The 23,498-nt window shown below is 62.7% G+C and carries 22 protein-coding genes; 8 read left to right on the top strand and 14 right to left on the bottom strand.

Annotated features, from left to right (window positions below; translation table 11 throughout):
• Positions 1 to 102: 102 nt before the first annotated feature.
• From BMI85_RS01105 to groES, 11 genes are all read right to left on the bottom strand, one after another.
• A complete protein-coding gene (locus BMI85_RS01105; RefSeq protein ID WP_078599219.1) occupies positions 103 to 1,569 on the bottom strand; it encodes a mannitol dehydrogenase family protein in 1,467 nt (488 codons plus the stop codon).
• A 1-nt stretch (position 1,570) separates the two neighbouring features.
• The gene (locus BMI85_RS01100) at positions 1,571 to 2,335 is read right to left on the bottom strand and encodes an L-iditol 2-dehydrogenase (RefSeq protein WP_078519300.1); all 765 of its coding nucleotides are present in this window, start codon (positions 2,333 to 2,335) and stop codon (positions 1,571 to 1,573) included.
• Entirely contained in the window at positions 2,332 to 3,327 is a 996-nt protein-coding gene (locus BMI85_RS01095; protein ID WP_078546809.1) for an ABC transporter ATP-binding protein, read from the bottom strand. The genes BMI85_RS01100 and BMI85_RS01095 overlap by 4 nt, the downstream gene beginning before the upstream one ends.
• A 12-nt stretch (positions 3,328 to 3,339) precedes the next feature.
• Positions 3,340 to 4,170, bottom strand: a complete 831-nt coding sequence (locus BMI85_RS01090) for a carbohydrate ABC transporter permease (RefSeq protein WP_078546811.1) — start codon at positions 4,168 to 4,170, stop codon at positions 3,340 to 3,342.
• A 4-nt stretch (positions 4,171 to 4,174) separates the two neighbouring features.
• Positions 4,175 to 5,047 carry a sugar ABC transporter permease gene (locus tag BMI85_RS01085; protein WP_078546814.1) on the bottom strand — a complete coding sequence of 291 codons (873 nt, stop codon included), beginning with the start codon at positions 5,045 to 5,047 and terminating at the stop codon, positions 4,175 to 4,177.
• A gap of 87 nt (positions 5,048 to 5,134) precedes the next feature.
• Positions 5,135 to 6,454 (bottom strand): sugar ABC transporter substrate-binding protein, encoded by a 1,320-nt coding sequence (locus BMI85_RS01080; protein ID WP_078599218.1) that lies wholly within the window; start codon positions 6,452 to 6,454, stop codon positions 5,135 to 5,137.
• Between the two features lie 137 nt (positions 6,455 to 6,591).
• The gene (locus BMI85_RS01075) at positions 6,592 to 7,539 is read right to left on the bottom strand and encodes a sugar-binding transcriptional regulator (protein ID WP_078570347.1); all 948 of its coding nucleotides are present in this window, start codon (positions 7,537 to 7,539) and stop codon (positions 6,592 to 6,594) included.
• A 5-nt stretch (positions 7,540 to 7,544) separates the two neighbouring features.
• Positions 7,545 to 8,213, bottom strand: a complete 669-nt coding sequence (locus BMI85_RS01070; RefSeq protein ID WP_078599217.1) for an HAD family hydrolase — start codon at positions 8,211 to 8,213, stop codon at positions 7,545 to 7,547.
• A 70-nt stretch (positions 8,214 to 8,283) separates the two neighbouring features.
• A complete protein-coding gene (locus BMI85_RS01065) occupies positions 8,284 to 9,423 on the bottom strand; it encodes a hypothetical protein (RefSeq protein WP_078599216.1) in 1,140 nt (379 codons plus the stop codon).
• 170 nt (positions 9,424 to 9,593) lie between these two features.
• Positions 9,594 to 11,237, bottom strand: coding sequence for a chaperonin GroEL (gene groL / locus BMI85_RS01060; protein WP_078519292.1), 1,644 nt, complete (start codon positions 11,235 to 11,237; stop codon positions 9,594 to 9,596).
• A 65-nt stretch (positions 11,238 to 11,302) separates the two neighbouring features.
• Positions 11,303 to 11,590, bottom strand: a complete 288-nt coding sequence (gene groES / locus BMI85_RS01055) for a co-chaperone GroES (protein WP_075774612.1) — start codon at positions 11,588 to 11,590, stop codon at positions 11,303 to 11,305.
• Between the two features lie 198 nt (positions 11,591 to 11,788).
• On the opposite strand from groES, the gene BMI85_RS01050 reads away from it, so the two are divergent.
• On the top strand, positions 11,789 to 12,790 hold the full coding sequence (locus tag BMI85_RS01050) for a TraB/GumN family protein (protein ID WP_078599215.1): 1,002 nt from the start codon (positions 11,789 to 11,791) through the stop codon (positions 12,788 to 12,790).
• Positions 12,791 to 12,931: 141 nt separating this feature from the next.
• A complete protein-coding gene (locus tag BMI85_RS01045; protein WP_078599214.1) occupies positions 12,932 to 13,852 on the top strand; it encodes a manganese-dependent inorganic pyrophosphatase in 921 nt (306 codons plus the stop codon).
• A 274-nt stretch (positions 13,853 to 14,126) separates the two neighbouring features.
• On the opposite strand, the gene BMI85_RS01040 is transcribed toward BMI85_RS01045, so the two are convergent.
• Together BMI85_RS01040 and BMI85_RS01035 are read right to left on the bottom strand one after the other, a co-directional pair.
• Positions 14,127 to 15,644 carry an acetyl-CoA hydrolase/transferase family protein gene (locus BMI85_RS01040; RefSeq protein WP_078570352.1) on the bottom strand — a complete coding sequence of 506 codons (1,518 nt, stop codon included), beginning with the start codon at positions 15,642 to 15,644 and terminating at the stop codon, positions 14,127 to 14,129.
• A gap of 205 nt (positions 15,645 to 15,849) precedes the next feature.
• A complete protein-coding gene (locus BMI85_RS01035) occupies positions 15,850 to 16,236 on the bottom strand; it encodes a response regulator (protein ID WP_143594953.1) in 387 nt (128 codons plus the stop codon).
• A 470-nt stretch (positions 16,237 to 16,706) separates the two neighbouring features.
• On the opposite strand from BMI85_RS01035, the gene BMI85_RS01030 reads away from it, so the two are divergent.
• The 6 genes from BMI85_RS01030 (at position 16,707) to BMI85_RS01005 (ending at position 22,742) form a co-directional block, all read left to right on the top strand.
• Positions 16,707 to 17,387 carry a Crp/Fnr family transcriptional regulator gene (locus BMI85_RS01030; protein WP_158522063.1) on the top strand — a complete coding sequence of 227 codons (681 nt, stop codon included), beginning with the start codon at positions 16,707 to 16,709 and terminating at the stop codon, positions 17,385 to 17,387.
• Between the two features lie 213 nt (positions 17,388 to 17,600).
• Positions 17,601 to 18,248, top strand: coding sequence for a Crp/Fnr family transcriptional regulator (locus BMI85_RS01025; RefSeq protein WP_158522062.1), 648 nt, complete (start codon positions 17,601 to 17,603; stop codon positions 18,246 to 18,248).
• 600 nt (positions 18,249 to 18,848) lie between these two features.
• Positions 18,849 to 19,706 carry a hypothetical protein gene (locus BMI85_RS01020; RefSeq protein WP_078519285.1) on the top strand — a complete coding sequence of 286 codons (858 nt, stop codon included), beginning with the start codon at positions 18,849 to 18,851 and terminating at the stop codon, positions 19,704 to 19,706.
• On the top strand, positions 19,703 to 21,766 hold the full coding sequence (locus BMI85_RS01015) for a cbb3-type cytochrome c oxidase subunit I (RefSeq protein ID WP_078539403.1): 2,064 nt from the start codon (positions 19,703 to 19,705) through the stop codon (positions 21,764 to 21,766). The genes BMI85_RS01020 and BMI85_RS01015 overlap by 4 nt, the downstream gene beginning before the upstream one ends.
• Positions 21,767 to 21,774: 8 nt before the next feature.
• Positions 21,775 to 22,389 (top strand): cytochrome c oxidase subunit 3, encoded by a 615-nt coding sequence (locus tag BMI85_RS01010; RefSeq protein ID WP_165756923.1) that lies wholly within the window; start codon positions 21,775 to 21,777, stop codon positions 22,387 to 22,389.
• Positions 22,389 to 22,742, top strand: coding sequence for a cytochrome C oxidase subunit IV family protein (locus BMI85_RS01005; protein ID WP_078539402.1), 354 nt, complete (start codon positions 22,389 to 22,391; stop codon positions 22,740 to 22,742). The genes BMI85_RS01010 and BMI85_RS01005 overlap by 1 nt, the downstream gene beginning before the upstream one ends.
• A gap of 100 nt (positions 22,743 to 22,842) precedes the next feature.
• Here the strand turns inward: BMI85_RS01005 and BMI85_RS01000 are convergent, their stop codons facing one another.
• Entirely contained in the window at positions 22,843 to 23,418 is a 576-nt protein-coding gene (locus BMI85_RS01000; RefSeq protein WP_078599212.1) for a DsrE family protein, read from the bottom strand.
• Positions 23,419 to 23,498 lie beyond the last annotated feature (80 nt).

Here is a 23,498-nt window from a genome sequence, read left to right as displayed (position 1 = left end):
GGCAAAGGCTCGACCTCAACCGGATGAATTGAACACCCGTTTAATTTCGAATCCTTGCGAGAGTTTTGCAAGGGGGGAGCATCGAGGGAAGGGGGCGGGTGCTCAACCCGCCAGATAATCCGCGATCACCGAGTGCGAGCCGCGCGCCCAGACGTCGTTCAGAAGTGCTGTGAATTTCGCCACGACCTCGGCATTCTCGGCCAGATCTCCGTAAATCTCCGACATTTCCAGCCACGCGGCGGGACGGTCCTTCGCCAGCTTCGACTGCGCGACGAGGTGATCCCAGTTCGGATCGTTCGGCGCGATCTCCGCCCCGGTCTCGCTGGTGCCATAGCAATAGCGGCACCACAGCGCGCTTTCGAGGATCAGCCCGGTGCAATCGCGACCCTGCGCGACGCAGTCGTTGATCGAGGTGATGATGAACTTCGGCTGCCGGTTTGACCCATCGAGGCACAGGCGGCGGATCGTGTCGGCCACTTCCGGGTTCGAGAAGCGGTCGAGGATCAACTGCTTGTAATCGTTCAGATCTGTCTCCGGCACCGGCGGCACGATGGGCAGGATCTCGGTCGTCTCGATCTTGTCGAGATAGGCGCGGATCTGATCGTCGGCCATCGCCTCATGGGCGTATTCGATGTCGCGCAGCCCGGCAGCATAGGCGATGATCGCGTGCCCGCCGTTGAGGATCCGGATTTTCATCGTTTCGAACCGGTCGACCGCATCGGTGAAGGTCACGCCGACCTTCTCCAGCGCGGGGCGGCCTGCGGGGAAATTGTCTTCCATCACCCATTGGCGGAAAGGCTCGCAGGTGACGGGGGCGGCGTCTTCGATCCCGAAGCTTTGGGCCAATGCGCGCTCGCGCGGGCCGGTGGCCGGGGTGATCCGATCCACCATCGAGTTCGGGAAGGCGACATTGGCCTTGATCCACGCGCTCAATTCCGGATCGGAGAGTTCCGCCAGCCCGCACACCGCGTCGCGCGTAACATGACCGTTATGGGGGACGTTGTCGCAGCACATCACGGTGAAGGGCGGCACGCCCGAGGCACGGCGCGCCTTCAGCGCCGCAATGATCGCACCGAAGGCGGTCTCGGGGGCGTCGGGGTTGGCCGCATCGGCCTGAATGTCGGGATGGGTGGGGCTGAACGTCCCGGTCTTCGGGTCGATGTAATAGCCGCCCTCGGTCACGGTGAGCGAGACGATCCGGATCGTGGGTTGCGACATCGCGGCGATCAGCGGCGCATTGCCCGAGGCGACCTCGGCGAAACCAACCATCGAGCCGATCACGCGCGCCGATTTTGCCGCCGGGTCCAGCTCGATCACACTATACAGACCGTCCTGCGCCAGAACCGCCTCGCGCATCTTCGCATCGCCCGCGCGCACGCCCGCGCCCATCAGCGCCCAGTCATGGCCTTCGCCAAGCTCGAACAGATCGTCGAGATAGACTGCCTGATGCGCCCGGTGGAAATTGCCGCAGCCGATATGAACGATGCCGGGGGTGAGCGCGGCACGGTCGTAACCGGGGCGCGCAACGTCTGCGGGAAGCTCGGAGAGGGTGTCGTTGGAAAGTGTCATATCAGCTCATCCAGTTTCCGCCGTCGACATTGTAGGTCTGGGCGACGATGTATTCGGCCTCGTCCGAGGCGAGGAAAACGGCCATGCCGGTCAGGTCGGCAGCCGTGCCCATGCGACCAAAGGGGACGGCTTCGCCCACCTCTTTTTTCTTCTGGCCCAAGGGTTTGTTCTCGTATTTCGCGAAGAAAGCGTCGACGCCGTCCCAATGCTCTCCGTCGACCACGCCGGGCGCGATCGCGTTCACGTTGATGCCGTGTTCGATCAGGTTCAGACCCGCCGATTGGGTGAGGCTGATGACGGCGGCCTTGGAGGCGCAATAGACCGCCACCAGAGCCTCGCCACGCCGCCCGGCCTGAGACGCCATGTTGATGATCTTGCCGCCACGGGCCTGCGCGATCATCTCTTTCGCCGCCGCCTGCATCATGAACAGCGTGCCTTCGACATTGATCTTGAAGACGCGGGCGTAGTCTTCGTGGGTGATCTCCACGAGCGGGGCCGCCGTGAAGATCGCTGCGTTATTGATCAGGATGTCGATCCCGCCCGAGGCGCGCATCTTCTCCATCGCGGCGTCGATGCTGGCCGGGTCGGTCACGTCGAGCTTCAGAGCGACAGCACCGATCTCGGCTGCGGTGTCTTCGGCCCGCGCGATGTCGATATCGCCGATCACGACCTCGGCCCCTTCCGCGATGTATTTCTCCGCGAAGGCGCGGCCGATCCCGCGCGCGGCGCCGGTGATCAGGGCGCGTTTGCCTTTCAGTCGCATCAGATTGCCTGCCCTTGCGCGTCGAATTTGTGAAGCTGGCTCAGATCAGGCGTCAGATAGACCGTGTCGCCCGCGTGCAGGCCGATCTCGCCGCCGCCGCGCACGTTGATGAGGCCATACTCGGTGTCGACATGCAGGAAGGTGTCCGATCCCAGATGCTCGGAGACGCCGACCGTGCCTTTCCACGCGCCTTCCGTGGTCGAGACCTCGATATGTTCGGGGCGGATGCCGATGCTGTCGGCGCCGTATTTCGCGGCCTCGTCGCCTTCGATAAAGTTCATCTTCGGCGAGCCGATGAAGCCCGCGACGAACTTGTTGCGCGGGGTGCGATACAGCTCGAGCGGAGAGCCGACCTGCTCGATGCGGCCAGCCTGCAGCACGACGATCTTGTCGGCCATGGTCATAGCCTCGACCTGATCGTGCGTCACATAGACCATCGTGGTCTTGAGCTTCTGGTGCAGTTCCGAGATTTCGAGACGCATGTTCACGCGCAGCGCCGCATCGAGGTTCGACAGCGGCTCGTCGAACAGGAAGGCCGCCGGTTCACGCACGATAGCACGGCCGATCGCGACCCGCTGACGCTGACCGCCCGAGAGCTGGCCGGGACGGCGGTCGAGATAGTCGGTCAGGTTGAGAATGCGCGCGGCATTGTCGACTTTCTCCTTCGCCGCCGCCGGGTCGAGCTTCGCCATCTTCAGCGGGAAGGCGATGTTCTTGCGCACCGACATATGCGGGTAGAGCGCGTAGGACTGGAACACCATTGCCAGACCGCGCTTGGCGGGGGGAAGTTCGGCCGACGGTTGACCGTTGATCTCGATCTCACCGCCGGAGACATCTTCCAGACCCGCGATCAGGCGCAGAAGGGTGGATTTGCCGCAGCCCGAGGGGCCGACGAAGACGACGAACTCGCCATCGTTGATTTCCAGATCGAGCGGGGGGATGACCTCGACATCGCCGAAGGCCTTGCGGACGCCCTTGAGGGTTATTTGTCCCATGGGTTTAGCTCCTTATTTCACGGCGCCGAAGGTCAGGCCACGTACCAACTGTTTCTGGCTGAACCAGCCGAGGATCAGGATCGGTGCGATAGCCAGCGTCGAGGCGGCAGAGAGTTTCGCGTAGAACAGCCCTTCGGGGCTGGAATAGGCGGCAATGAAAGCGGTGAGGGGGGCGGCTTTCGCCGCCGTCAGGTTCAGGGTCCAGAACGCTTCGTTCCAAGCGAGGATCACGTTCAGCAGAAGCGTCGAGGCGATACCGGGCACAGCCATCGGGGTGAGCACGTAGAGGATTTCGCCCCCCAGCGTCGCCCCGTCCATGCGCGCGGCTTCGAGGATGTCCTTCGGGATTTCCTTGAAGTAGGTGAAGAGCATCCAGATCACGATCGGCAGGTTCATCAGGCAGAGCACGATGACCAGACCGGTCCGCGTATCCAGAAGGCCCCAGTCGCGGAACATCAGGTAGATCGGGACGAGCACGCCCACCGCGGGCATCATCTTCGTGGACAGCATCCACATCAGCACGTCCTTGGTGCGCTTGCCCGGCACGAAGGCCATGGCCCAAGCCGAGGGGATCGCGATGACCAGCGCCAGCAGGGTGGAGCCGAACGAGATCACCACCGAGTTCATGAAGTGGCGGAAGTAGTTCGAGCGTTCCTGCACGACATTGTAGCTGTCGAAGGTCCAGGCCGAGGTCAGCACGTCCCACGGGGCCTTGATCGCGTTGCCCTCGGTCTTGAACGACAGGATGATCGTCCAGAGGATCGGGAAGAAGATCACGAAGGCCAGCGCCCATGCGATCACGGTCATGATCACGCGGCGGCGGTTGGAGATTTTGCGCGCCATTGGATTACGCCTCCAGGTTCTTGCCGATCATCCGCATCAGGAAGATCGCGACAATATTTGCGAGGATCACGGCAACCACACCGCCCGCAGCGCCTCCGCCCACGTCGAATTGCAGCAGCGACTGGACATAGACGAGGTAGGTGAGGGTGGTGGACGCGTTGCCTGGGCCGCCATTCGTGGTCACGAGGATTTCCGCGAAGGTGGACAGCAGGAAGATCGTTTGAATGAGGATCACGACGGTCGCGGCGCGCGCGAGGTGCGGCAGCATGATGTAGAAGAACCGCGACAGCGCACCGGCACCGTCCATCTCGGCGGCCTCCAGCTGCTCGGAATCGAGCGATTGCAGCGCGGTCAGCAGGATCAGCGTCGCAAACGGCAGCCACTGCCATGCCACGATAATCGTGATCGAGAGCATCGGCGCATGGGCGAGAAAGTCGTAAGGTTGCAGCCCTATCGCCTTGGCGAGATAGGCAAAAATGCCGTTCACCGGATTATAGAGCATGTTCTTCCAGACAAGCGCGGACACGGTCGGCATGACGAAGAAGGGCGCAATCACGAGGACTCGCACGATGCCTTGGCCGAAGATCGGCTGATCGAGCAGCAGCGCGAGCAGGATGCCACCGAAGACGGTGATCAGAAGCACGCCCCCCACCAGTACCAGCGTGTTGATCAACGCGGTGAAGAAGGCGGGATCGGTCAGGAAGTAATAGTAATTGTCCCAGCCAACGAAACCGCCCTGACCGGGCATCAACAGGTTGTAGCGCTGGAACGAGAACCAGATCGTCATGCCCAATGGCACTGCCATCCAAAGAAACAGCAAGATGACGGATGGCGAAATCATAAGGCGCGCGGCAGAGCGCGAGGCTTGCGTGGACATCGGTCCGGCTCCGGTTATCGGGATTTGCAAAAAGAGGCACGGGGCGGTCAGACCCAATATGACCGCCCCGGCCAGGGAGGGGGCAGGTTACTTGATGTAACCGGCCTTCTTCATCTCACGCTCGGTCAGGCTTTGTGCGTTTTGCAGCGCCTGATCGGCCGAGACTTGCCCTGCGAGAGCCGCCGAGAACTGCTGGCCGACAGCGGTGCCGAGGGCCTGGAATTCGGGGATCGCGACGAACTGGACGCCGGTGTACGGCACGTCGTTCACCGAAGGATGCTGCGGGTCAGCCGCGTCGATCGACTTGATGGTCAGATCGGCGAAGGGGGCCGCTTCTTGATACTTCGGGTTGTCGTAGAGCGAAGTACGGGTGCCCGGGGGAACGTTCGCCCAGCCTTCTTTCTCCGCCACGAGCTCGGTGTAGTGCTTCGAGGTCGCCCATTCGATGAAGGTCTTGGCGGCGTCTTCCTTCTGGGTACCAGCCGGGATCGCCAGCGACCAAGCCCAGAGCCAGTTCGCGTTCTTGTCGATGCCTTCCTTGTGCGGAGCCATCGCGAAGCCGACCTTGTCAGCCACGGTCGAGTCCTGCGGGTTGGTCACGAAGGAGGCTGCAACGGTCGCATCCATCCACATGCCGCACTTGCCCTGCTGGAACAGCGCCAGGTTCTCGTTGAAGCCGTTCGACGAAGCGCCGGGCGGGCCGTAGTTGTTCATCAGGTCGAGATAGGTGGTCAGGGTCTCTTTCCACGCTTCGCCGTCGAATTGCGGTTTCCAGTCCATGTCGAACCACTGGCCGCCCATCGAGTTGTTCATGGCGCTCAGGAAGGCCATGTTCTCGCCCCAGCCGGCCTTGCCGCGCAGACAGATGCCGTAGACTTCATTGTCCTTGTCGGTCATCGCTTTGGCGGCTTTTTCGATGTCGGCCCAGGTCGGCTTCTCGGGCATTTCCATCCCGGCCTTTTCCATCAGATCCTTGCGATACATCACGAAGGAGCTTTCGCCGTAGAAGGGCGCGGCATAGAGCTTGCCGTCGACCGTCAGGCCCGAGCGGATCGCGGGCAGCAGGTCGTTCACGTCATAGCTGTCGGGCATGCCGTCGAGCGGCACGAGCCAGCCCTGCTTGCCCCAGATCGGAACCTCGTAGGTGCCGATGGTCAGCACGTCGAACTGACCGCCCTTGGTGGCGATGTCGGTGGTGACCTTCTGGCGCAGGACGTTCTCTTCCAGCGTGACCCATTCGACTTTGATGTCGGGATGCTCGGCATAGAAGTCGTCCATCAGGCCCTGCATGCGGACCATGTCGCCATTGTTCACGGTTGCGACGGTGATGGTGGTCTCGGCCGCTGCGGCAGTCGCAAGCGCGCCAAGAGCACAGGCGCCCATGAGCGCCCGGATCGTGTAAGTCATAGATTTCCTCCCTTGAGTTTTGAGCATATGCCCAAACTGTGAGAAAATATTCACAAACGCGACCTAAACTGTCAATCCAGAATTCCTGCGATGTCTTGATTAATTGTTAACGCTGACAGTAACGCCTTGTTTCGGCGTCAGTCTTCCAACAGGGCCTGGGCCGTCGGCTCATCGGTCACGAGCCCGTTGAGAAGCCCGCCTGCGAGGGCTGCACGAATCGCGACCAGTTTCGATGGGCCGGCTGCGATGCCGATCACCGGGGCCTCGCGCTTGGGCTCGATCCGGAACGAGCCGAAGCGCGCCGTGGTGGGGGTGGCGATGTAATTGCCCTGCGCATCGTAGAAAGAGCCCACGAGCTCGCCCACGCCGCCTGCGGCACGCAATTCCTCCAGCTCGGCGAGGGTGACGAAGCCGTCCTTGTAGACCGGCGCGTCCTCGCCCAACTGACCGACGCCCACGAAGGTCGCATCCGCCGCCGCCGCAAGCCGCTGCACCGCCTGCACCGGCTTGAGCTTGTCAAACATCGCGCGTTCTTCCACCGTCTCCGAGATCACCGGCACCAGCATCGGGTAATGCGGCAGGCGCAGCTTGTCGGCCATACGCATGATGACGTCATAGAACGAGGCCGAGCCGTCGGGCGCGATGTTCCCGATCAGCGAGACGATCTTATGCGCGGTCGCGGGGCGCTGCATCACCTCGTTCACCATCGCCGAGAGCGAGCGCCCGGTGCCGAAGGCGATCACCTGCGGCTCGGAGCGTGCGAGGATGCGTTCGAGAAGCGTGGCAGCGAAGGCGGCGGTGGCCGCGGACGGATCGCCCCGTTCGCCCAGCGAGGGCGCGACGCGCGCCGTCTGCAGGCCGAAGCGCCGGATCAGCGCGGCTTCCAGTTCCAGACAGGCCCCGATCTTGTGCTCGATGCGCACCCGCACCAGCCCCTCGGAGACCGCGCGGCTCACCAGCCGCTGCGCGCGCTGGCGCGAGACGCCCAGCTCGGCGGCGATCTGGTCCTGCGTCATTCCGCCGACATAATAGAGCCATCCGGCCCGTGCCGCCTCGTCATCGCGCGAGGTTTCGGCGTCACTCATACGGTTCACGAATCTGTCTCCCTAGTCGCCTCATTCTGGAAGAACTCGGTGAAATGCGCAAATTCGCGATGCGGCTGCGCGTCCTCCGGCGGGGTCAGATCGCGCCCGGCCAGATGACTGCCGCCGGTGAAGCGCCAGACTTCCATTCCCGCTGCAAGCCCGGCGCGGATGCCGTTGAGACTGTCCTCGATCACCAGCGTGCGGGCCGGGGCCGCGCCCATCTTCTTTGCCGCATGGATGAACAGATCGGGCGCGGGTTTGCCATGCGCGACCTCGCTTGCCGTGAACAGCCGGTCGCCCACCATCTTGCGCAGCCCCGCGATTTCCAGCGAGCGTTCCGCGCGCGGCTGGCTCGACGAGGTCGCCACGCACCACGGCACGTCCAGCCTCTCCATCACATCGGCCACGCCCGGCATTACCTGCAACTCGCGCTCGAATGCATCCAGCAGCCTTGCGCGATATTGCGCCTCGAACTCCTCCGGCAGATCGAGCCCGAATTCGTAGCGGATCTGCTTCATCACGGTGGGGTAGGACCGTCCGAGGAAATGCCGCGCGACATAGTCGAGGTCGATCGACACCCGCAGCTTCGCCAGCTCGTCGATCAGCATCTGCGCCGAGATGATCTCGGAATCGATCAACACCCCGTCGCAGTCGAAAATCACAAGCTCGGTCATGGTTCCTCCCCCTGTCCTTCGCGCAGCGATAGCGCGCGAAAGCGGGGATGGCCAGAGGTGGGAGGGGGCGTCAGGCTGCGGTCTTCTGCGCACCGATCCCGGTCACGCGCAGCACGATCGCGCCCGCGCCGAACAGGAAGATCGCCATCATGCCGAGCCAACCGACCCAGGGGATCATGCAAATGAGCGCACCGATCACCGCCCCGCCGAAGGCCGCGAGCGCGCATTCTCCATTGGTGACGGGATGGCCGCGCCCGACCAGATCATGCGCCCAGGCGCCGATGACCCAGATGCCCACGATATAGCCGCCGAAGCCCAGCACCAGCACCCCGAGCAGCGAGAACGGAATAAGCACGATGCCGATCACCGTCATCGCGAGCAGCAGGATCGAGCCGACCAGCGCCGAGAGCCCGATGAACCCCGCAAGCCCTGCGCGCAACGGATGGGCGAGGCTGCGTTGGCGCATCCGGTCCATGAAGCCCGGCGCGAAGACGGCAAGAAGCGTGGCCACGATCCCGACCACGAGCACGCCGCCCAGCCAGTCGCGGGTCTCGATGAGGTAATTGCGCTCCGGGGCTGCGCGCGTCTTCGCCTGCTCGAACTCCTTCGCCTCATGGACGCTGACCCGATCTGCCGGGGCGACGCTGGCGGGCACGCTCACCTCGCCGGGCGTGTCGGTGTAGACCTGGACCTTGCCTGTGACCGTCGCGCCATCGCCCCAGGTGACGGTCTTTGTCCCCAGCACCAAATCGCCCGAAATTTCGCCGTTGATCAGCGTGTCGTCGGCCCCGATGATCACGCTGCCCGCGACCGGCGCCTCAAGCCGGACCTGCTGGCCCATCGCACGCAGGTTGCCCGAGATCGGACCCTTGATGGTGAGCGCCTGACCCGCAAGCGTGGCCGCGCCCGCGACCGGGGCCGCGAGGTCGATATCCTGTCCCGCCGCATAGAGGTCGCCGCCCACCCGCGCGCCAATCACGATATTCTGGCCCGCGAGATGCGCTGCGCCGGTAATCGGGCTGCCCAATGTCACATGCTGACCGGCGGCGAAAAGATCGTGGATGTTCTCGCCCGTCGCACTCACGGTGCGGCCCGCGAGATAGGCGTCTCCACCGAAGCGCCAGTCTTGAGTTTCCTCAGCCGCCGCGACCGAGGCGGCCAGCGCGACAGCGAGGCAGGCGAGGGATTTGACGAGGAAATTGCGCGACATGACCGGGACCCTCCAACGAAATTGACGTTGGGGGAAGTATAGCGCCATTCGTTCGCTGCCCCGTGACATAGCTCAATGCACGCATGAAAACCTGCGATTTACGCATGTGAAAAGGGGCGCCCCTTTCGGAGCGCCCCTTCCCATTAGATCCCTGAAGCGGGAACGGCTGATTACATCATGCCGCCCATGCCGCCCATGCCGCCCATGTCGGGGGCACCGCCAGCGCCTTTCGGCTCCGGCTTCTCGGCGATCATCGCTTCGGTGGTGATCAGCAGGCCAGCAACCGAAGCCGCGTCTTCGAGCGCGGTACGGGTCACTTTCGCCGGGTCGATCACGCCGAACTCGAACATGTTGCCATATTCTTCGGTCTGCGCGTTGAAGCCGAAGTTCAGGTCGTCGCTCTCGCGGACCTTACCGGCCACGACAGCACCGTCCACACCGGCGTTCTCGGCGATCTGACGCAGCGGCGCTTCGAGAGCGCGCTTGACGATCGCGATACCGGCTTCTTGGTCGGAGTTCGCACCGGTGAGACCGGCGAGCACTTTCGCGCCCTGCACGAGGCTGACGCCACCGCCGACGACGATGCCTTCCTGAACGGCCGCACGGGTCGCGTTCAGAGCGTCGTCCACACGGTCCTTGCGCTCTTTCACTTCGACTTCGGTCATGCCGCCGACGCGGATGACAGCAACGCCACCGGCCAGTTTCGCGACACGCTCTTGCAGCTTCTCGCGGTCGTAGTCCGAGGTGGTTTCCTCGATCTGGGTGCGGATCTGGCTGACGCGCGCTTCGATCTCGGCCTTGTCACCAGCGCCTTCGACGATGGTGGTGTCGTCCTTGGTGATGGTCACCTTCTTGGCGGTGCCCAGCATGTCCATGCCGACGTTCTCGAGCTTCATGCCGAGGTCTTCCGAGATCACCTGGCCGCCGGTGAGGACAGCGATGTCCTGCAGCATGGCCTTGCGGCGGTCGCCGAAGCCCGGTGCTTTCACGGCTGCGATCTTCAGGCCGCCGCGCAGCTTGTTGACCACGAGGGTCGCGAGCGCTTCGCCTTCGACGTCTTCACCGATGATGAGGAGCGGCTTTTGCGACTGGATGACCTGCTCGAGGAGCGGGACCATCGGCTGCAGCGACGAGAGTTTTTTCTCGTGGAGCAGGATGTAGCAGTCCTCGAGTTCCGCGACCATCTTGTCGGGGTTGGTCACGAAGTAGGGCGACAGGTAGCCACGGTCGAACTGCATGCCTTCGACGACTTCGACTTCGGTCTCCATGCCGCGGGCTTCTTCCACGGTGATGACGCCGTCATTGCCGACTTTCTGCATTGCGTTGGCGATCATCTTGCCGATGGCTTCTTCGCCGTTCGCCGAGATGGTGCCGACCTGAGCGACTTCGTCCGAGTCCTTGACCGGGCGAGCAGCGCTCTTGATCGCATCGACGACTTTCGAGGTCGCGAGATCGATGCCGCGCTTGAGGTCCATCGGGTTCATGCCAGCGGCCACAGCTTTCAGGCCGTCTTTGACGATCGCCTGAGCGAGCACGGTGGCGGTGGTGGTGCCGTCGCCAGCCTCGTCATTGGTGCGCGAGGCGACTTCTTTCACCATTTGCGCGCCCATGTTCTCGAACTTGTCCGAAAGTTCGATCTCTTTGGCGACCGACACACCGTCTTTGGTGATGCGCGGCGAGCCGAACGACTTTTCGATCACGACGTTGCGGCCTTTCGGGCCCAGCGTGACCTTCACCGCGTCGGCGAGGATGTTGACGCCGTCGAGCATACGATCGCGGGCGTCGGTGGAGAATTTCACGTCCTTGGCTGCCATGTTTGTTGGCTCCTTGACTGAGTTGTTCTTGGGATATCAGGGGGTCTCGGTAAGGGCAGGGCGCCTTACGAGATGATGCCCATGATGTCGCTTTCTTTCATGATGAGCAGCTCTTCGCCGTCGAGGGTCACTTCCGTGCCCGACCACTTGCCGAAGAGAACGCGGTCGCCTGCTTTGACGCCCGGTGCGATCAGCTCGCCCGATTCCTTGCGCGCGCCGTCACCCACTGCGACAACTTCACCCTCTGCGGGCTTTTCTTTCGCGCTGTCGGGGATGATCAGGCCACCCTTGGTTTTTTCTTCGCTCTCCACGCGCTTGACCAGCACACGGTCATGAAGCGGTTTGAATGCCATCTGGGTCACTCCCTAAAGGTTCCAGGTTCGAAAGCTTTTAGCACTCGTCACTGGTGAGTGCTAACGATGGCGGAGTTAGTCATTGGGGCGGGCGGGTGTCAATAACCGGATGACGAATTTTTTGCGTCAATTCGAGCGATCGGGGCGCGGCGATTTCGCCTCTATGCGGAATGCAGATCGCATGGCACTCTCGCCGTCATGAAACTCGCCACGTTCCTTCGGCCGCTGCTGGCCCCCGCGCTCTCGCTCTGCCTTGCACTGCCCGCTTGGGCCGAGTGTCGCGGCAAGAATATTTTCGACGCGCTGCCAGCAGCCGAGCAGGAGGCGCTGACCGCCGAGGCCGATTCCGCGCCCTTCTCTCGCGGATTGCTGTTCTCTGCAACCAAAGGCGAGGAAAAGATCACGCTGGCTGGCACTTACCACCTTCCCGATCCGCGCCATGACAAACTCGTCGGCGCGCTCTCGAAAGCGCTCGACGATGCGTCGCGGCTTCTGGTGGAGGCCGGTCCGGACGAGCAGGGGAAGCTGGAACATGCGATCAAGACCGACCCGACGCTGATGTTCTCGACCGGCAAGACGCTGCCGCAGATGATGTCGGAGCAGGACTGGAACATGACCAAGGCGGCGCTGGCGGCCCACGGGATGCCCGCCTTCCTCGCGGCCAAGATGCGGCCCGCTTTCGTCGCGATGACGCTCTCGCTTCCGCCGTGTGCGACGGCCGAGCTTGCGAAGGGGCAGGGAGGGCTGGACCTGCAGGTGATGACGAAGGCCGAGGCGGACGGCGTGCCGGTCGAGGCGCTCGAACCGTGGGATACCGTCTTCAAGCTCTTCAACGGGATCACCGAGACCGAAGCGCTGGAGATGCTGCGCGCGGCGGTGATCGGCGCGCCCCTGGCCGACGACATGGGCGTGACGATGGGCGATCTCTATTTCCGGGGCGAACCGCGTCTGATCTGGGAACTCGCGCGCTATCAGGCGGTCGCGGCGGGCATGGATGCCGACGAGGTCGAGCGTCAGATGAAGCTTTCCGAGGACCTTCTGATGGTGGCGCGTAACCAAAACTGGCTGCCCGAGATCGAGGCCGCGGCAGAGGATGGCCCGGTCGTCGTGGCGGTGGGCGCGCTGCACCTGTCCGGCGAAGAGGGGCTGTTGCGGCTGCTCGAAAAGGACGGCTGGACGATCAAGCGGCTCGATAGCTGATAAGCTGAAATACCGCCTTTGCGGGGCGCCCGCCCAAGGTTCGGGCGCGCCCCTTTCCGCATTGCCAGACCCCTAGGTGACAAGCCCAGACACAGCGCCTATAACCTGCGCCGACAGATTATTATCCGTGAGGATCTCCCCATGACGATTAAGGTTTTTGGCCATAAGGCTCCCGACACCGACTCCACCGGCTCGCCCATCGCCTGGGCGTGGTATCTCAATGATGTCAAAGGCACTCCGGCCAAGCCCTGCTTGCTGGGTGAGCCCAATACCGAGGCCGCTTTCGTCATCGAGCATTGGGGTCTCGACAAGCCCGAGATCATCTCTGACGTGGAAGAAGGCGAGGACGTGGTCGTCGTCGACACCAACAACCCCGCCGAGCTGCCGAGCGGTATCAACGCGGCCAACGTCATCCAGATCATCGACCACCACAAGCTGACCGGCGGGATCGAGACCAAGGGGCCGATCGACATCACGATGCGCCCGCTCGCCTGCACCGCGACCATCCTCTACGATCTGATGGGCGACGACGTGGCGAAGGCCCCGCGCGGCATCAAGGGTGCGATGCTCAGCTGCATCCTTTCGGACACGCTGGAGTTCCGCTCGCCGACCACCACCGATCACGACCGGGCCGTCTGTGACGCGCTGGCATCGGATCTGGGCATCGACATGCACGAGCTGGCCGAGAAGATGTTCGAAGCGAAATCGGACGTCTCCGCCTTCACCGATGCGGAATTGCTGCGGATGGATTCCAAGGAATACCCGGTCGACGGCACGAGCTTCCGCGTCTCGGTGCTGGAGACCACCGCACCGAAGATGGTGCTGGACCGGAAGGCCTCGCTGATGTCCTCGATGGAAGAGGTCGCGAAGGAAGACGGCGTCGATCAGGTGCTGCTCTTCGTGATCGACATCCTGAAGGAAGAGGCGACGCTGCTGGTGCCGAACGATCTGGTGAAGGGCGTGGCCGAGAAGAGCTTCGACGCCACGGTCGAGGGCGACACGGTGGTGCTGCCCGGCGTGATGAGCCGGAAAAAGCAGATCATTCCGTCGCTCAAGGTCTGATTGTCGGGGTTTGAGATTGGGGAAGGGGCGTCCGGTCGGGCGCCCCTTTTCGCTTGGTCGCGGAGCTGGGCGTGTGCCGGCCCGAGGGGTGGCGCAGCCTATTTCCTAAATGGCGCGGGGCGACCAGCCCCGGGCCGCGCCCGACCCTCCCCCCGGGAGGGCGCATTGGCGATGTCAGCGCGGGCTCGAACGTCATTCGGGCTTGAGAGATAAATCGCCCGGCCACCCGCCGATCGAAGCGCCCACCCGAGGCTCGGGCGCGGCCCTCAGGGCCTCACTCCTCCATCGTCCCGGTTTCCACAAACCGCTGGTGCCAGCTCAGCGCCTCGCCCAGCAGGTTCGGGGCGTGATTGGCGAAGCTGCCTTTCTTCGCGCGTTCGAAATAGTCGCGCAGCATCGGGCGATAGGCGGGATGGGCGCAGGTCTCGATGATCGTCTCGGCGCGCTGCTTCGGAGACAGCCCCCGCAGATCCGCCAGACCCTGCTCGGTCACGATCACCTGCACATCCTGCGCGATGTGATCGACATGGGCGGCCATCGGCACGATCGCGGAAATCTTGCCGCCCTTCGCGACCGACGGCGTCATGAAAATCGACACATAGCCGTTGCGCGCGAAATCTCCTGAACCGCCGATGCCGTTCTGGATCTTCGAGCCCATCACGTGGGTCGAGTTCACGTTGCCGTAGATATCCGCCTCGATCAGCCCGTTCATCGCGATACAGCCCAGACGGCGCACCAGCTCGGGATGGTTCGAGATCTCCTGCGGGCGCAGGATCAGCTTGTCGCGGAAATAGGCGGCGTTGTCGTTGAAATACTGCGCCTTCTCGGGCGAGAGCGAAAACGCCGTGGCCGAGGCCATGCGCAGCTTGCCTGCCTCGATCATGTCGAGCATCCCATCCTGAATGACCTCGGTGAACGCGGTCATCTGGTCGAAGGGCGCTTCGATCAGCCCGGCCATCACGGCATTGGGCACATTGCCCACGCCAGATTGCAGCGGCAGAAGCCCGCGCGGCAGGCGGCCCTGTTTCACCTCGTTGCCGAGGAAATCGAGGATATGGCCCGCAATCGCCTCGGCCACCGCATCGGGCGGGCTGAAGGGCGCATTGCGGTCGGGCGCGTCGGTCTCGACCACGGCCACGACTTTCTCGGGGTCGACCTCGAAATAGGTCTGGCCGATCCGGTCGTCAGGCTTCACCAGTGGGATCGGCACGCGGTTCGGGGGCAGGGCGGTGCCGTAATAGATGTCATGCATCCCCTCCAGCAGCGGCGATTGCCAGCGGTTCACTTCGAGGATGATCTTGTCGGCACAATCGAGCCACGTCTTGTTGTTGCCGACCGAGCTCGACGGGATCAGCTTGCCATCCTCGGTGATGCCGGAAATCTCGATCACCGCCGTATCCAGCTTGCCCATGAAGCCCATCCACGCCATCGGCGCGACCTGACTCAGGTGCATGTCGAAATATTTCATCTGGCCCGCATTGATCCGCTCGCGCGCGATCGGGTCGGAATTGTAGGGCAGGCGGAATTCGATCCCGTCGGCCTTGGCCAAGGCACCGTCCAGTTCGGGGCCCGTCGAGGCGCCCGACCAGATCTTGACCTTGAACGGTCGGCCCGCCGCGTGCTCAGCCTCGATCCGCGCGGCCAGCGCCATCGGCACCGCCTTGGGATAGCCCGAGCCGGTGAAGCCCGACATGCCGATGGTCGCGCCATTGTCGATCAGCTCTGCGGCCTCTTCGGCCGACATCACCTTGGCGGCGAGCCCGGCATGGGCTTTGCGGATCGTATGGTTCATGAACAAGCGCCTCCTTCGCGATGGTTCGGTCGTGATGGCGCGGAACGGGGCTCCTCTCTGCCCCGCATGGCCGCGCGACCTAGTGTTCCGCTGACGAGGAACGCGAGGTTGCGCGGGATGTCCATGTTTGGCAGGTATGCGCCGAGTGCATAGCAAATGTCACAGAGCGCATGGCATATCGATCTCAGCGCCAAGGGCGCAGAGATCAGGCTTCGGCAAAACCCATCGAAATCAGGGCATTGGCGAAATCGTCATTGGTGAAGGGCTTGATCAGCATTTTGCCTTCGGGAAAGCCGTCCATCATCACGGATTGTTCATCATATCCGGTCGAGTAGAGGATCGGCACCGCACGTTCGCGCAGCGCCTTGGCGGCTTCCAGCGAGGTTTCATCGCCAAGATTGATGTCGAGCAGCGCCATCGAGATTTCATTGCCGCCAGAAATATGGAGCAATGCTTCTTCGACAGTGCCGAAGATGACCACATCGCGCGCGCCGAATTCGCTCAGCATCGCGGCCGCATCATAGGCCACGATCATCGCGTCTTCGAGCACCAGCGCGGTGCCGTCGATCCGAGGGGGGGAACAAAGAGTCACGAGGACCGCCTAGCCGCGAGGCGGGCACCGCTTACGCGGATCTCGCTTCGTTCGTGTTGGAAAATCCGGGGCATCAGCTTCCTGTCCTTGCAGATTACTGCATTTGGAGGGGGGGATAGGATCGGGATCGATCCGACGTCAGTATAACGCTTTTAGGCTTCAGCCTGATTGTCGGTGCGCTGAGAGGCCTCTTGGACCTTAGTGCACCTCGTAATCTCCGGGGTCATTTAACTATGACATACTGCTGCAAAGCGTCTAGCTGGCATGAATCCCACAGGGCTGCCTGTTACACAAGCGATCGTGAACATGCGGGGCGCAGATAGTGAGGGAAATAAGGGGAAATACGGAATCCACCCACGAAATTTGAAAGGAACCTGCCACGGTCCTTCGCGTTGCCTTATGACGTAAAAGTGAGCCAAGGCATGACACGCAACTTTAGAAATTGTCCCTTCGTCGATAATCCCGCCTTCATGGCGCCCGATGCGCACGAGGAAGCAATCGCCGAAGCCGCCCGCGCGGGCGAGCTACGGATGCCCGCAGGGCAGACCGTCGTGATGGAAGGCAACGAGCCGCAACGCTTCTTCACGTTGATCGAAGGCCAGGCCATGCGCTACCGGATGCTGGAAGACGGGCGGCGCCAAGTGCTCAATTTCCTCTTTCCCGGCGATCTGATCGGCCTCGACGCGATCATGATGGGCATGGCCTCGCACACGACCGAGGCGCTGACCCCGGTAAAGCTCAGCGTTTTCGACCGTAAACAAGTGTGGGAGCTTTTCTCGAAGATGCCGCAGCGTGCGATGATGCTGACATGGCAGGTCGCGCGCGAGGAGCATTTCCTGAGCGAGGCGCTGGTGACGGTCGGGCAGCGCTCTGCACGTGAAGCGCTCGCATGGGCCTTCGTCACTCTGTTCGAGCGCGGATCGCAGACCGGGCTGGTGCGCGACGGCAAGATGCCGTTCCCGGTGCGGCAGCAGGATCTCGCGGATGCGCTCGGGCTATCGCTCGTTCACACCAACAAGACGCTTGCCCGTCTGCGGTCCGAAGGGCTCGTCAGATGGGCGCAGGGGATTCTCGAACTGCCCGATCTCGAAAGGCTCGCCGATATAGGAGTCGTCGAACTCGGGGCCGGGCCACCGCGCTACTATTTATAGTCGCGCAGGAGAGTGGCGGAATTCCTCAGGAACGCTGCAGTCGTGCAGCGATTCCTAAAGCTTTTCACATAAGCGAAAAGCGTTTTTCCGCCGGGTGACGCCGAGGAATATCCAAAAAAACCTGCATCAATGTCCTATGACGTAGCGCGCTCAGCGCTTTCGCGGCAGATGCTGGTTTCTTCGCAGAAATCAACAAAACGGAACCGAGCAAGCTTGGAAAACCTGTCTCGAAAACCTGACCTCGCCTATCTGGCGGAGCTGTCCCAATCGCAACGCGCCATTCCTGCGGGAGCGGCGCTTTTGCCCGAGTCCACGCCATTGATCGTGCGGGTCGAGCGCGGGATCGCCATGCGCTATACGCTGCTCGAAGACGGGCGCAGGCAAGTCGAAGCGCTGGTCTATCCGGGCGATCTGTGCGGGCTGACGAGCGTGCTCTACGGTCCGGGGGCGAGCTATTACGAGGCGCTCACGCCGATGATGCTGTCGAGCTTTGATCCGGCCGATCTGCATCAGCCTCTGCCAGATGGTCCCGACCGCACCACGACGCTCGTGTGGCTGATGACGCGCGAACTGACGCGGCTGTCGGGCTGGCTGGCCTCGGTCGGGCAGCGCAACGCCAATGAGGGGATCGCGTGGTTCGTGATGCACGCATGGGAGCGTGCCGAGGCGGTCGGGCTGATCGAGAAGGACAGCGCACCGTTTCCCTTCGCTCAGCAGGTCGTGGCGGACTCGCTTGGGCTGTCGCTCGTGCATACGAACAAGACGATCCGCCGCCTGCGCGATCAGGGCCTGTTCCGGATTGCTGGCGGGCGTGTGCGGATCTCCTCGCTCCCGGCGCTGCGCCGAGCCGCGGCGCTCTGACCGCTCCTTTCCGCTAACCCTCTCTGACAGCGCGCCGCGGGTTTCCGCGGCGTTGGTTTGTCATGTGCCGGGGGAGGGCGCTGCCCGTTCCCGTCAAGGCGGGGCGAGGCGGGAGCCTGAGCGGATGACACCCCTCACGCACCGCGTGACCTCAAGCGTCCGTGATCGGCTAAGTTGCTCATTTTGCTCACGGATCGCTCACCGCTCCATCACAAGCGCGAGAGAAGGGCCCGTTTACCCCTGTATTCGGGCGCGCCCGTTCAAGACCAACCCCCTTTATTTATTGGTTATTTTTTCGTGCGTCGCAGGTGTGTGATGACATTTGTGCATGATTTTCAGTCGGTTACGCTCGTTCCTGCGACAATTTGTCAACACCGATTGACCTCGCGGGCGCTGCCCTAGAGTGGGAGGCATCGCGCGGGACGGGAGCCCTCGCGGCCTCCCCCGAGAGACCCCTATGCCCCCGCGCCAAGAAGAGGGAATAGGAAAGGTATTTCCGTGTTGTTTGAAAAAATCTACAAGCGGCCCAGCCGCCTCGCTGCCCCGGTCCTGTTGACCGTTGCGGCTGCATGGCTGTCAGGTTGCGCGGAGAACGGGGTGATGACCCCGCTCGGCCCGGTGGCGGCCGGAGAACGCGCTCACCTGATCAGCTTCTTCCTTTGGATGCTGCCCATTTCCCTGCCGATCCTGATCGGCACGCCGTGGATCGCGATGCGCTATCGCCGTCAGGGTGGGAAAGGTAAATATGACCCGACCTGGTCGCACTCGGTTGCCGCCGAAGTCGTGATCTGGGGTGGTGCCACGCTCACCTTCCTTATCGTCGGCTGGCTCACCTGGGGCCACGTGATGGGCGAAGACCCCTACAAGGCAACGGGCAAAGAGCCGATGCATGTGAAGGTCATCGGGTCCGAATGGAAATGGATGTTCATCTATCCCGGCAAGGTCGCCGCCGTGAACCGGTTGGTCCTGCCCGAGAACACCCCCGTCGAGTTCGATATCACCGCCACGGGCGCGATGCAGAGCTTCTGGATCCCGCGTCTTGCCGGCCAGATCTACGCAATGCCCGGCATGGGCACGAAGATGAACCTGACCACCTCGGAAGATCCGTCGCAGACCTATGGCTTCAACAGCCAGTTCAACGGCGCGGCCTTCCCGCTCAACAAGTTTGAGGTCGACGTGGTGAGCCAGGAGCAGTTCGACGCGTTCCTGCAAGAACCCAAGCACCCTTTCGCCCAGCTCGAAAAAGCGTTCAAGAAGACCGCGACGTGGTCGGGGCCTGAGCTCTTCGAGCCGCCGGAGAAAGGCTACTGGGGCAAAGTAATGATGAACCCTGACATGCTGTCCGATGGCGGCGCAGCGATCCTGCCCGACCACGCGCCTGAGCAGAAGAAGATCGATGACGCGATCCGCGAAGAACTGCATGTCTCGCAAAACCAACATCAAGGGGACGCTCAATGAGTATTCTTGGTAGTCTCGATTGGAACGATATCTTCATCGTTCCCTTCTTCACGGATCCGTCTCTGTCCACCGGGATCGCAGCAGGCGCGGGCGGCATCGTCGTCCTCGGCGCGCTCGCGGTCATGGTTCTGCTGACCGTCAAAGGTTGGTGGAAACCGCTCTGGTCGAACTGGATCACCACGCTCGATCACAAGAAGATCGGTGTCATCTACATCGTTCTGGCGCTGATCATGCTGATCCGCGGCGTCCTCGAGGCGGTCGTGATGCGCGCCCAGCAGGTCTCGCCCGCACCGGGCTTCCTGTCGGTCGAACACCACGCCGAGCTGTTCTCGACCCACGGCACGATCATGATCTTCTTCGTGGCGATGCCCTTCCTGACCGGCGTCATCAACGTCGTCATGCCGCTCCAGATCGGTGCGCGCGACATGGAGTTCCCCTTCATGAACGCGGTCTCGCTCTGGCTGTCGATCGGCGGCGCGGCGCTCGTGATGGCCTCGCTCGTTGTTGGTCACTTCGAGACCGGCGGTTGGACCGCTTACCCGCCTTATACGGGCATCAAGCTGTCGCCGAACGAGGGCGTGGATTACTGGATCTGGTCGCTGGGCCTGACTTCGGTGGGCTCGACGCTTTCGGGCATCAACTTCCTCGTGACGATCTACAAGCAGCGTGCCCCCGGCATGAAGCTGTTCGACATGTCGATCTTCGCCTGGGCGACGCTCTGCACGGCGATCCTGATGATCTTCGCGATGATGCCGCTGACCGTAGCTTCGCTGATGCTGGCGCTTGACCGTCAGGCGGGCTTCCACTTCTTCACCGCCACCCAAGGCGGGAACATGATGAACTTCGCCAACATGTTCTGGCTGTTCGGCCACCCGGAAGTCTACATCCTGATCCTGCCGGCCTTCGGCGTGTTCTCGGAAGTCATCCCGACCTTCTCGGGCAAGAAGATTTACGGCTACACCTCGCTCGTCTGGGCCACCATTGCCATCGCAGTGCTGTCCTTCACCGTCTGGGTGCACCACTTCTTCACCATGGGTCAGACCGCCCACCTTAACGCCATCTTCGGCATCGCGACGATGACGATCGGTGTGCCGACCGGTGTGAAGGTCTTCAACTGGATGCTGACCATGTGGCGCGGCAAGCTGCGGTTCTCGACCGCGATGCTGTTCTCCACCGGCTTCATCTTCACCTTCGTGATCGGCGGGATCACGGGCGTCATGCTCGCCAACCCGACGATCGACTTCGCGACCCACAACTCGCTGTTCCTGGTGGCGCACTTCCACAACATGCTCATCCCGGGCCTGCTGTTCGGTATGTTCGCGGCCGTGAACTACTGGTTCCCGCTTTGCTTCGGCTTCCGCCTGGACGAGAAATGGGGCCGTCGCAGCTTCTGGCTGTGGATGATCGGCTTCTACGGGGCCTTCATGCCGCTCTATGCGATCGGTCTGATGGGCGCACCGCGCCGCATGGCCTTCTTCACCGAGCCGGCCTACTTCCCGTGGCTGGTAATCGCGATGCTCGGCGCGCTGTGCGTGCTGGCGGGTCTGACCGCGCAGATCATTCAGGTCTGGGTCTCGGTCAAGAACCGTGAGAGCCTGATGGTGCCGGCGGGCGATCCCTGGGACGGTCGTGGTATCGAATGGTCGCTGGGCTGCCCGGTGCCGGAATACGACTTCTCCACCATCCCGGCGATGACCTCGCGCGAGCCGTGGGTCGATGCGAAGGAAGCGGGCAAGCGGGTCATGGATCCGACCGAGTTCGTCGACATCCACCTGCCGAAACCGACCGGTATGCCGTTCCTGGTGGGCCTCGTCGCGACCCTCTTCGCTTTCGCCATGATCTTCCAGATGTGGCTGATCGCTGCGGTGGGCTTCGTGGCCATGTGGGTGCTGGTGCTGATCCGCTCCTACGACACCGACTGGGAAGAAACCGTCACCGCGGAAGAACTGCGTGAGGGCTATGAAGCCCACAAGCGCCTCGTCGAAACCACGCCGCAAATCCGGCTCGACGATGAGTTCACCACCAAGAACCGCGGCCTGATCATGGAGACGCAGGTATGAGTGCAACTATGAGCAACACGGGGGCAGCGCACGCTGCCTCCCACGATCACGGCCATCACGACAAGACGGGCACGGTGATCTTCGGCTTCTGGATCTTCCTGATGTCGGACCTCATCGCCTTCTCGCTGATGATCGCCAACTACGCCGATGCCGAATGGCACGGCATCGCGAACGGGCCGAGCCCGCATGAGCTGTTCAGCCTCGGCCTGCCGACCATCGAGACAATGGCGCTGCTGATCTCCACCTTCACCTTCGGCATCTGCACGCTGGGGATGAAATACGGCGCGTCGATGAAGCGCACGGTGGGCTGGCTCGTCGTGACGCTGGCGCTTGGCGCGATCTTCCTTGGGATCGAACTCTACGAATTCCACGAGTTCTGGACCGAGGGCAACACGCCGCAAGTGTCGGGCTTCCTGACCGCCTATTACTCGCTGGTGGGTCTGCACGGTCTGCACGTCACCTCGGGTATCATCTGGGGCATCCTGCTGATGGTTCAGATGAAGACCTTCGGGATGAACGACCTGATCAAGTCGCGTCTCGTGCGTCTGGGCCTGTTCTGGCACATGCTGGACATCGTCTGGATCGCGCTCTTCACGAAAGTCTACCTGATGGGGGTGCTGTGATGGATTATATCAACTCCGACGTCGGCATGGACTCGGCTGAATACAAGCACGACATGGCGCGCTATGTCTGGGGCTTCGCGCTCTCGGTGGTCCTGACGCTCGCAGGCGTCGTGATCGTCGCGGGTGGCGTGTTCTCGACGGGCCTCGCATGGTCCATCGTGGGCATCCTCGGCATCGCGCAGCTGGTGATCCAGTTCTGGGCCTTCATGCACCTCGACTTCTCGAAAGAGGCGCGTCCGGACCTGTATCTGGTGCTGTTCACCTTCCTGCTCATCATCCTGATGGCTGCGGGCACTGTCTGGGTGCTGGCCGATCTGGCAAGCCGGATGGGTATGGGCGCCGGCAGCATGTAAGCCGAGGGGCAGGGGCCTTAGGGCCTCGCTCCGCCAAGCAAAAAGAAACGCGGGCAGCGCAAGCTGCCCGCGTTTTTTCATGTCCACCTGAGAGGCGCGTTTACATCGGGAAAAGCTGATAGCCTTGGCTTTCCAGCACGGGCACGGCGGCCAGAGCCGAGAGCGCCACATCGACATTCGGCCCGACCTGATCTTCGGTGAAGCCGTGATCGGCCAGTGCCTGCCCACAGACGTAAAGCGTGACGCCCGCATCCGCGAGCTCCTGCTTCAGCTTGGTGTCGGGATCGTCCTTGCCGAATTTCTTCTTATACGCTTCGGGCGAAAGCGCGAGCGGGGTCGCCGCGCCATGCAGCACCACCGCGAATTTGCGATGTTCCTTGTCGACGCCCGCATTGCCGTAGACGTTCACCGCGCGCGCGACATGCCACAGCGCCGCGTTCACGCCGCCGTCCATCGTCTCGCCCATTCCGACATCGAAGACGATCTTCCAGTCCTTGTTCGGATCGGGGCTGAGCGCGCCATCGGGCACGGGGTGCATCTTGCCGTAGTCCTTCACGACCGGGTTGATCCATTCGGTTTTCGAGCCGTCGTTGCTCGAGGAGGCGGCGAACGCCGCGCCCGAACCGAGGGCAAGGGCGAGGGCGGCGGGAAGAACGAAGCGGGGTGCGCGCTGCATGAAACTCTCCTGTGAAATCGATTTGAGGGCCGGAAACGGGGATGTCCGCGCCCGGTGAGGCTCAGCGCGGGGCGCAGCGC

Origin of the sequence: Thioclava sp. DLFJ4-1 (assembly GCF_002020145.1) — a bacterium.
GTDB lineage: Bacteria > Pseudomonadota > Alphaproteobacteria > Rhodobacterales > Rhodobacteraceae > Thioclava > Thioclava sediminum.
This window is presented reverse-complemented; position numbering and strand designations above follow the sequence as displayed.

Excerpts from the sequence above, each read along its gene's own strand:
- BMI85_RS01030 (WP_158522063.1), top strand. The coding sequence starts at position 16,707 with ATGGCGCCCGATGCGCACGAGGAAGCAATCGCCGAAGCCGCCCGCGCG.
- BMI85_RS01070 (WP_078599217.1), bottom strand. The coding sequence starts at position 8,213 with ATGACCGAGCTTGTGATTTTCGACTGCGACGGGGTGTTGATCGATTCC.
- BMI85_RS01080 (WP_078599218.1), bottom strand. The coding sequence starts at position 6,454 with ATGACTTACACGATCCGGGCGCTCATGGGCGCCTGTGCTCTTGGCGCG.
- BMI85_RS01000 (WP_078599212.1), bottom strand. The coding sequence starts at position 23,418 with ATGCAGCGCGCACCCCGCTTCGTTCTTCCCGCCGCCCTCGCCCTTGCC.
- BMI85_RS01040 (WP_078570352.1), bottom strand. The coding sequence starts at position 15,644 with ATGAACCATACGATCCGCAAAGCCCATGCCGGGCTCGCCGCCAAGGTG.
- BMI85_RS01045 (WP_078599214.1), top strand. The coding sequence starts at position 12,932 with ATGACGATTAAGGTTTTTGGCCATAAGGCTCCCGACACCGACTCCACC.
- BMI85_RS01065 (WP_078599216.1), bottom strand. The coding sequence starts at position 9,423 with ATGTCGCGCAATTTCCTCGTCAAATCCCTCGCCTGCCTCGCTGTCGCG.
- BMI85_RS01010 (WP_165756923.1), top strand. The coding sequence starts at position 21,775 with ATGAGCAACACGGGGGCAGCGCACGCTGCCTCCCACGATCACGGCCAT.
- groL (WP_078519292.1), bottom strand. The coding sequence starts at position 11,237 with ATGGCAGCCAAGGACGTGAAATTCTCCACCGACGCCCGCGATCGTATG.
- BMI85_RS01105 (WP_078599219.1), bottom strand. The coding sequence starts at position 1,569 with ATGACACTTTCCAACGACACCCTCTCCGAGCTTCCCGCAGACGTTGCG.
- BMI85_RS01090 (WP_078546811.1), bottom strand. The coding sequence starts at position 4,170 with ATGGCGCGCAAAATCTCCAACCGCCGCCGCGTGATCATGACCGTGATC.
- BMI85_RS01015 (WP_078539403.1), top strand. The coding sequence starts at position 19,703 with ATGAGTATTCTTGGTAGTCTCGATTGGAACGATATCTTCATCGTTCCC.
- BMI85_RS01020 (WP_078519285.1), top strand. The coding sequence starts at position 18,849 with ATGACCCCGCTCGGCCCGGTGGCGGCCGGAGAACGCGCTCACCTGATC.
- BMI85_RS01085 (WP_078546814.1), bottom strand. The coding sequence starts at position 5,047 with ATGTCCACGCAAGCCTCGCGCTCTGCCGCGCGCCTTATGATTTCGCCA.
- BMI85_RS01005 (WP_078539402.1), top strand. The coding sequence starts at position 22,389 with ATGGATTATATCAACTCCGACGTCGGCATGGACTCGGCTGAATACAAG.
- BMI85_RS01095 (WP_078546809.1), bottom strand. The coding sequence starts at position 3,327 with ATGGGACAAATAACCCTCAAGGGCGTCCGCAAGGCCTTCGGCGATGTC.
- BMI85_RS01050 (WP_078599215.1), top strand. The coding sequence starts at position 11,789 with ATGAAACTCGCCACGTTCCTTCGGCCGCTGCTGGCCCCCGCGCTCTCG.
- groES (WP_075774612.1), bottom strand. The coding sequence starts at position 11,590 with ATGGCATTCAAACCGCTTCATGACCGTGTGCTGGTCAAGCGCGTGGAG.
- BMI85_RS01075 (WP_078570347.1), bottom strand. The coding sequence starts at position 7,539 with ATGAGTGACGCCGAAACCTCGCGCGATGACGAGGCGGCACGGGCCGGA.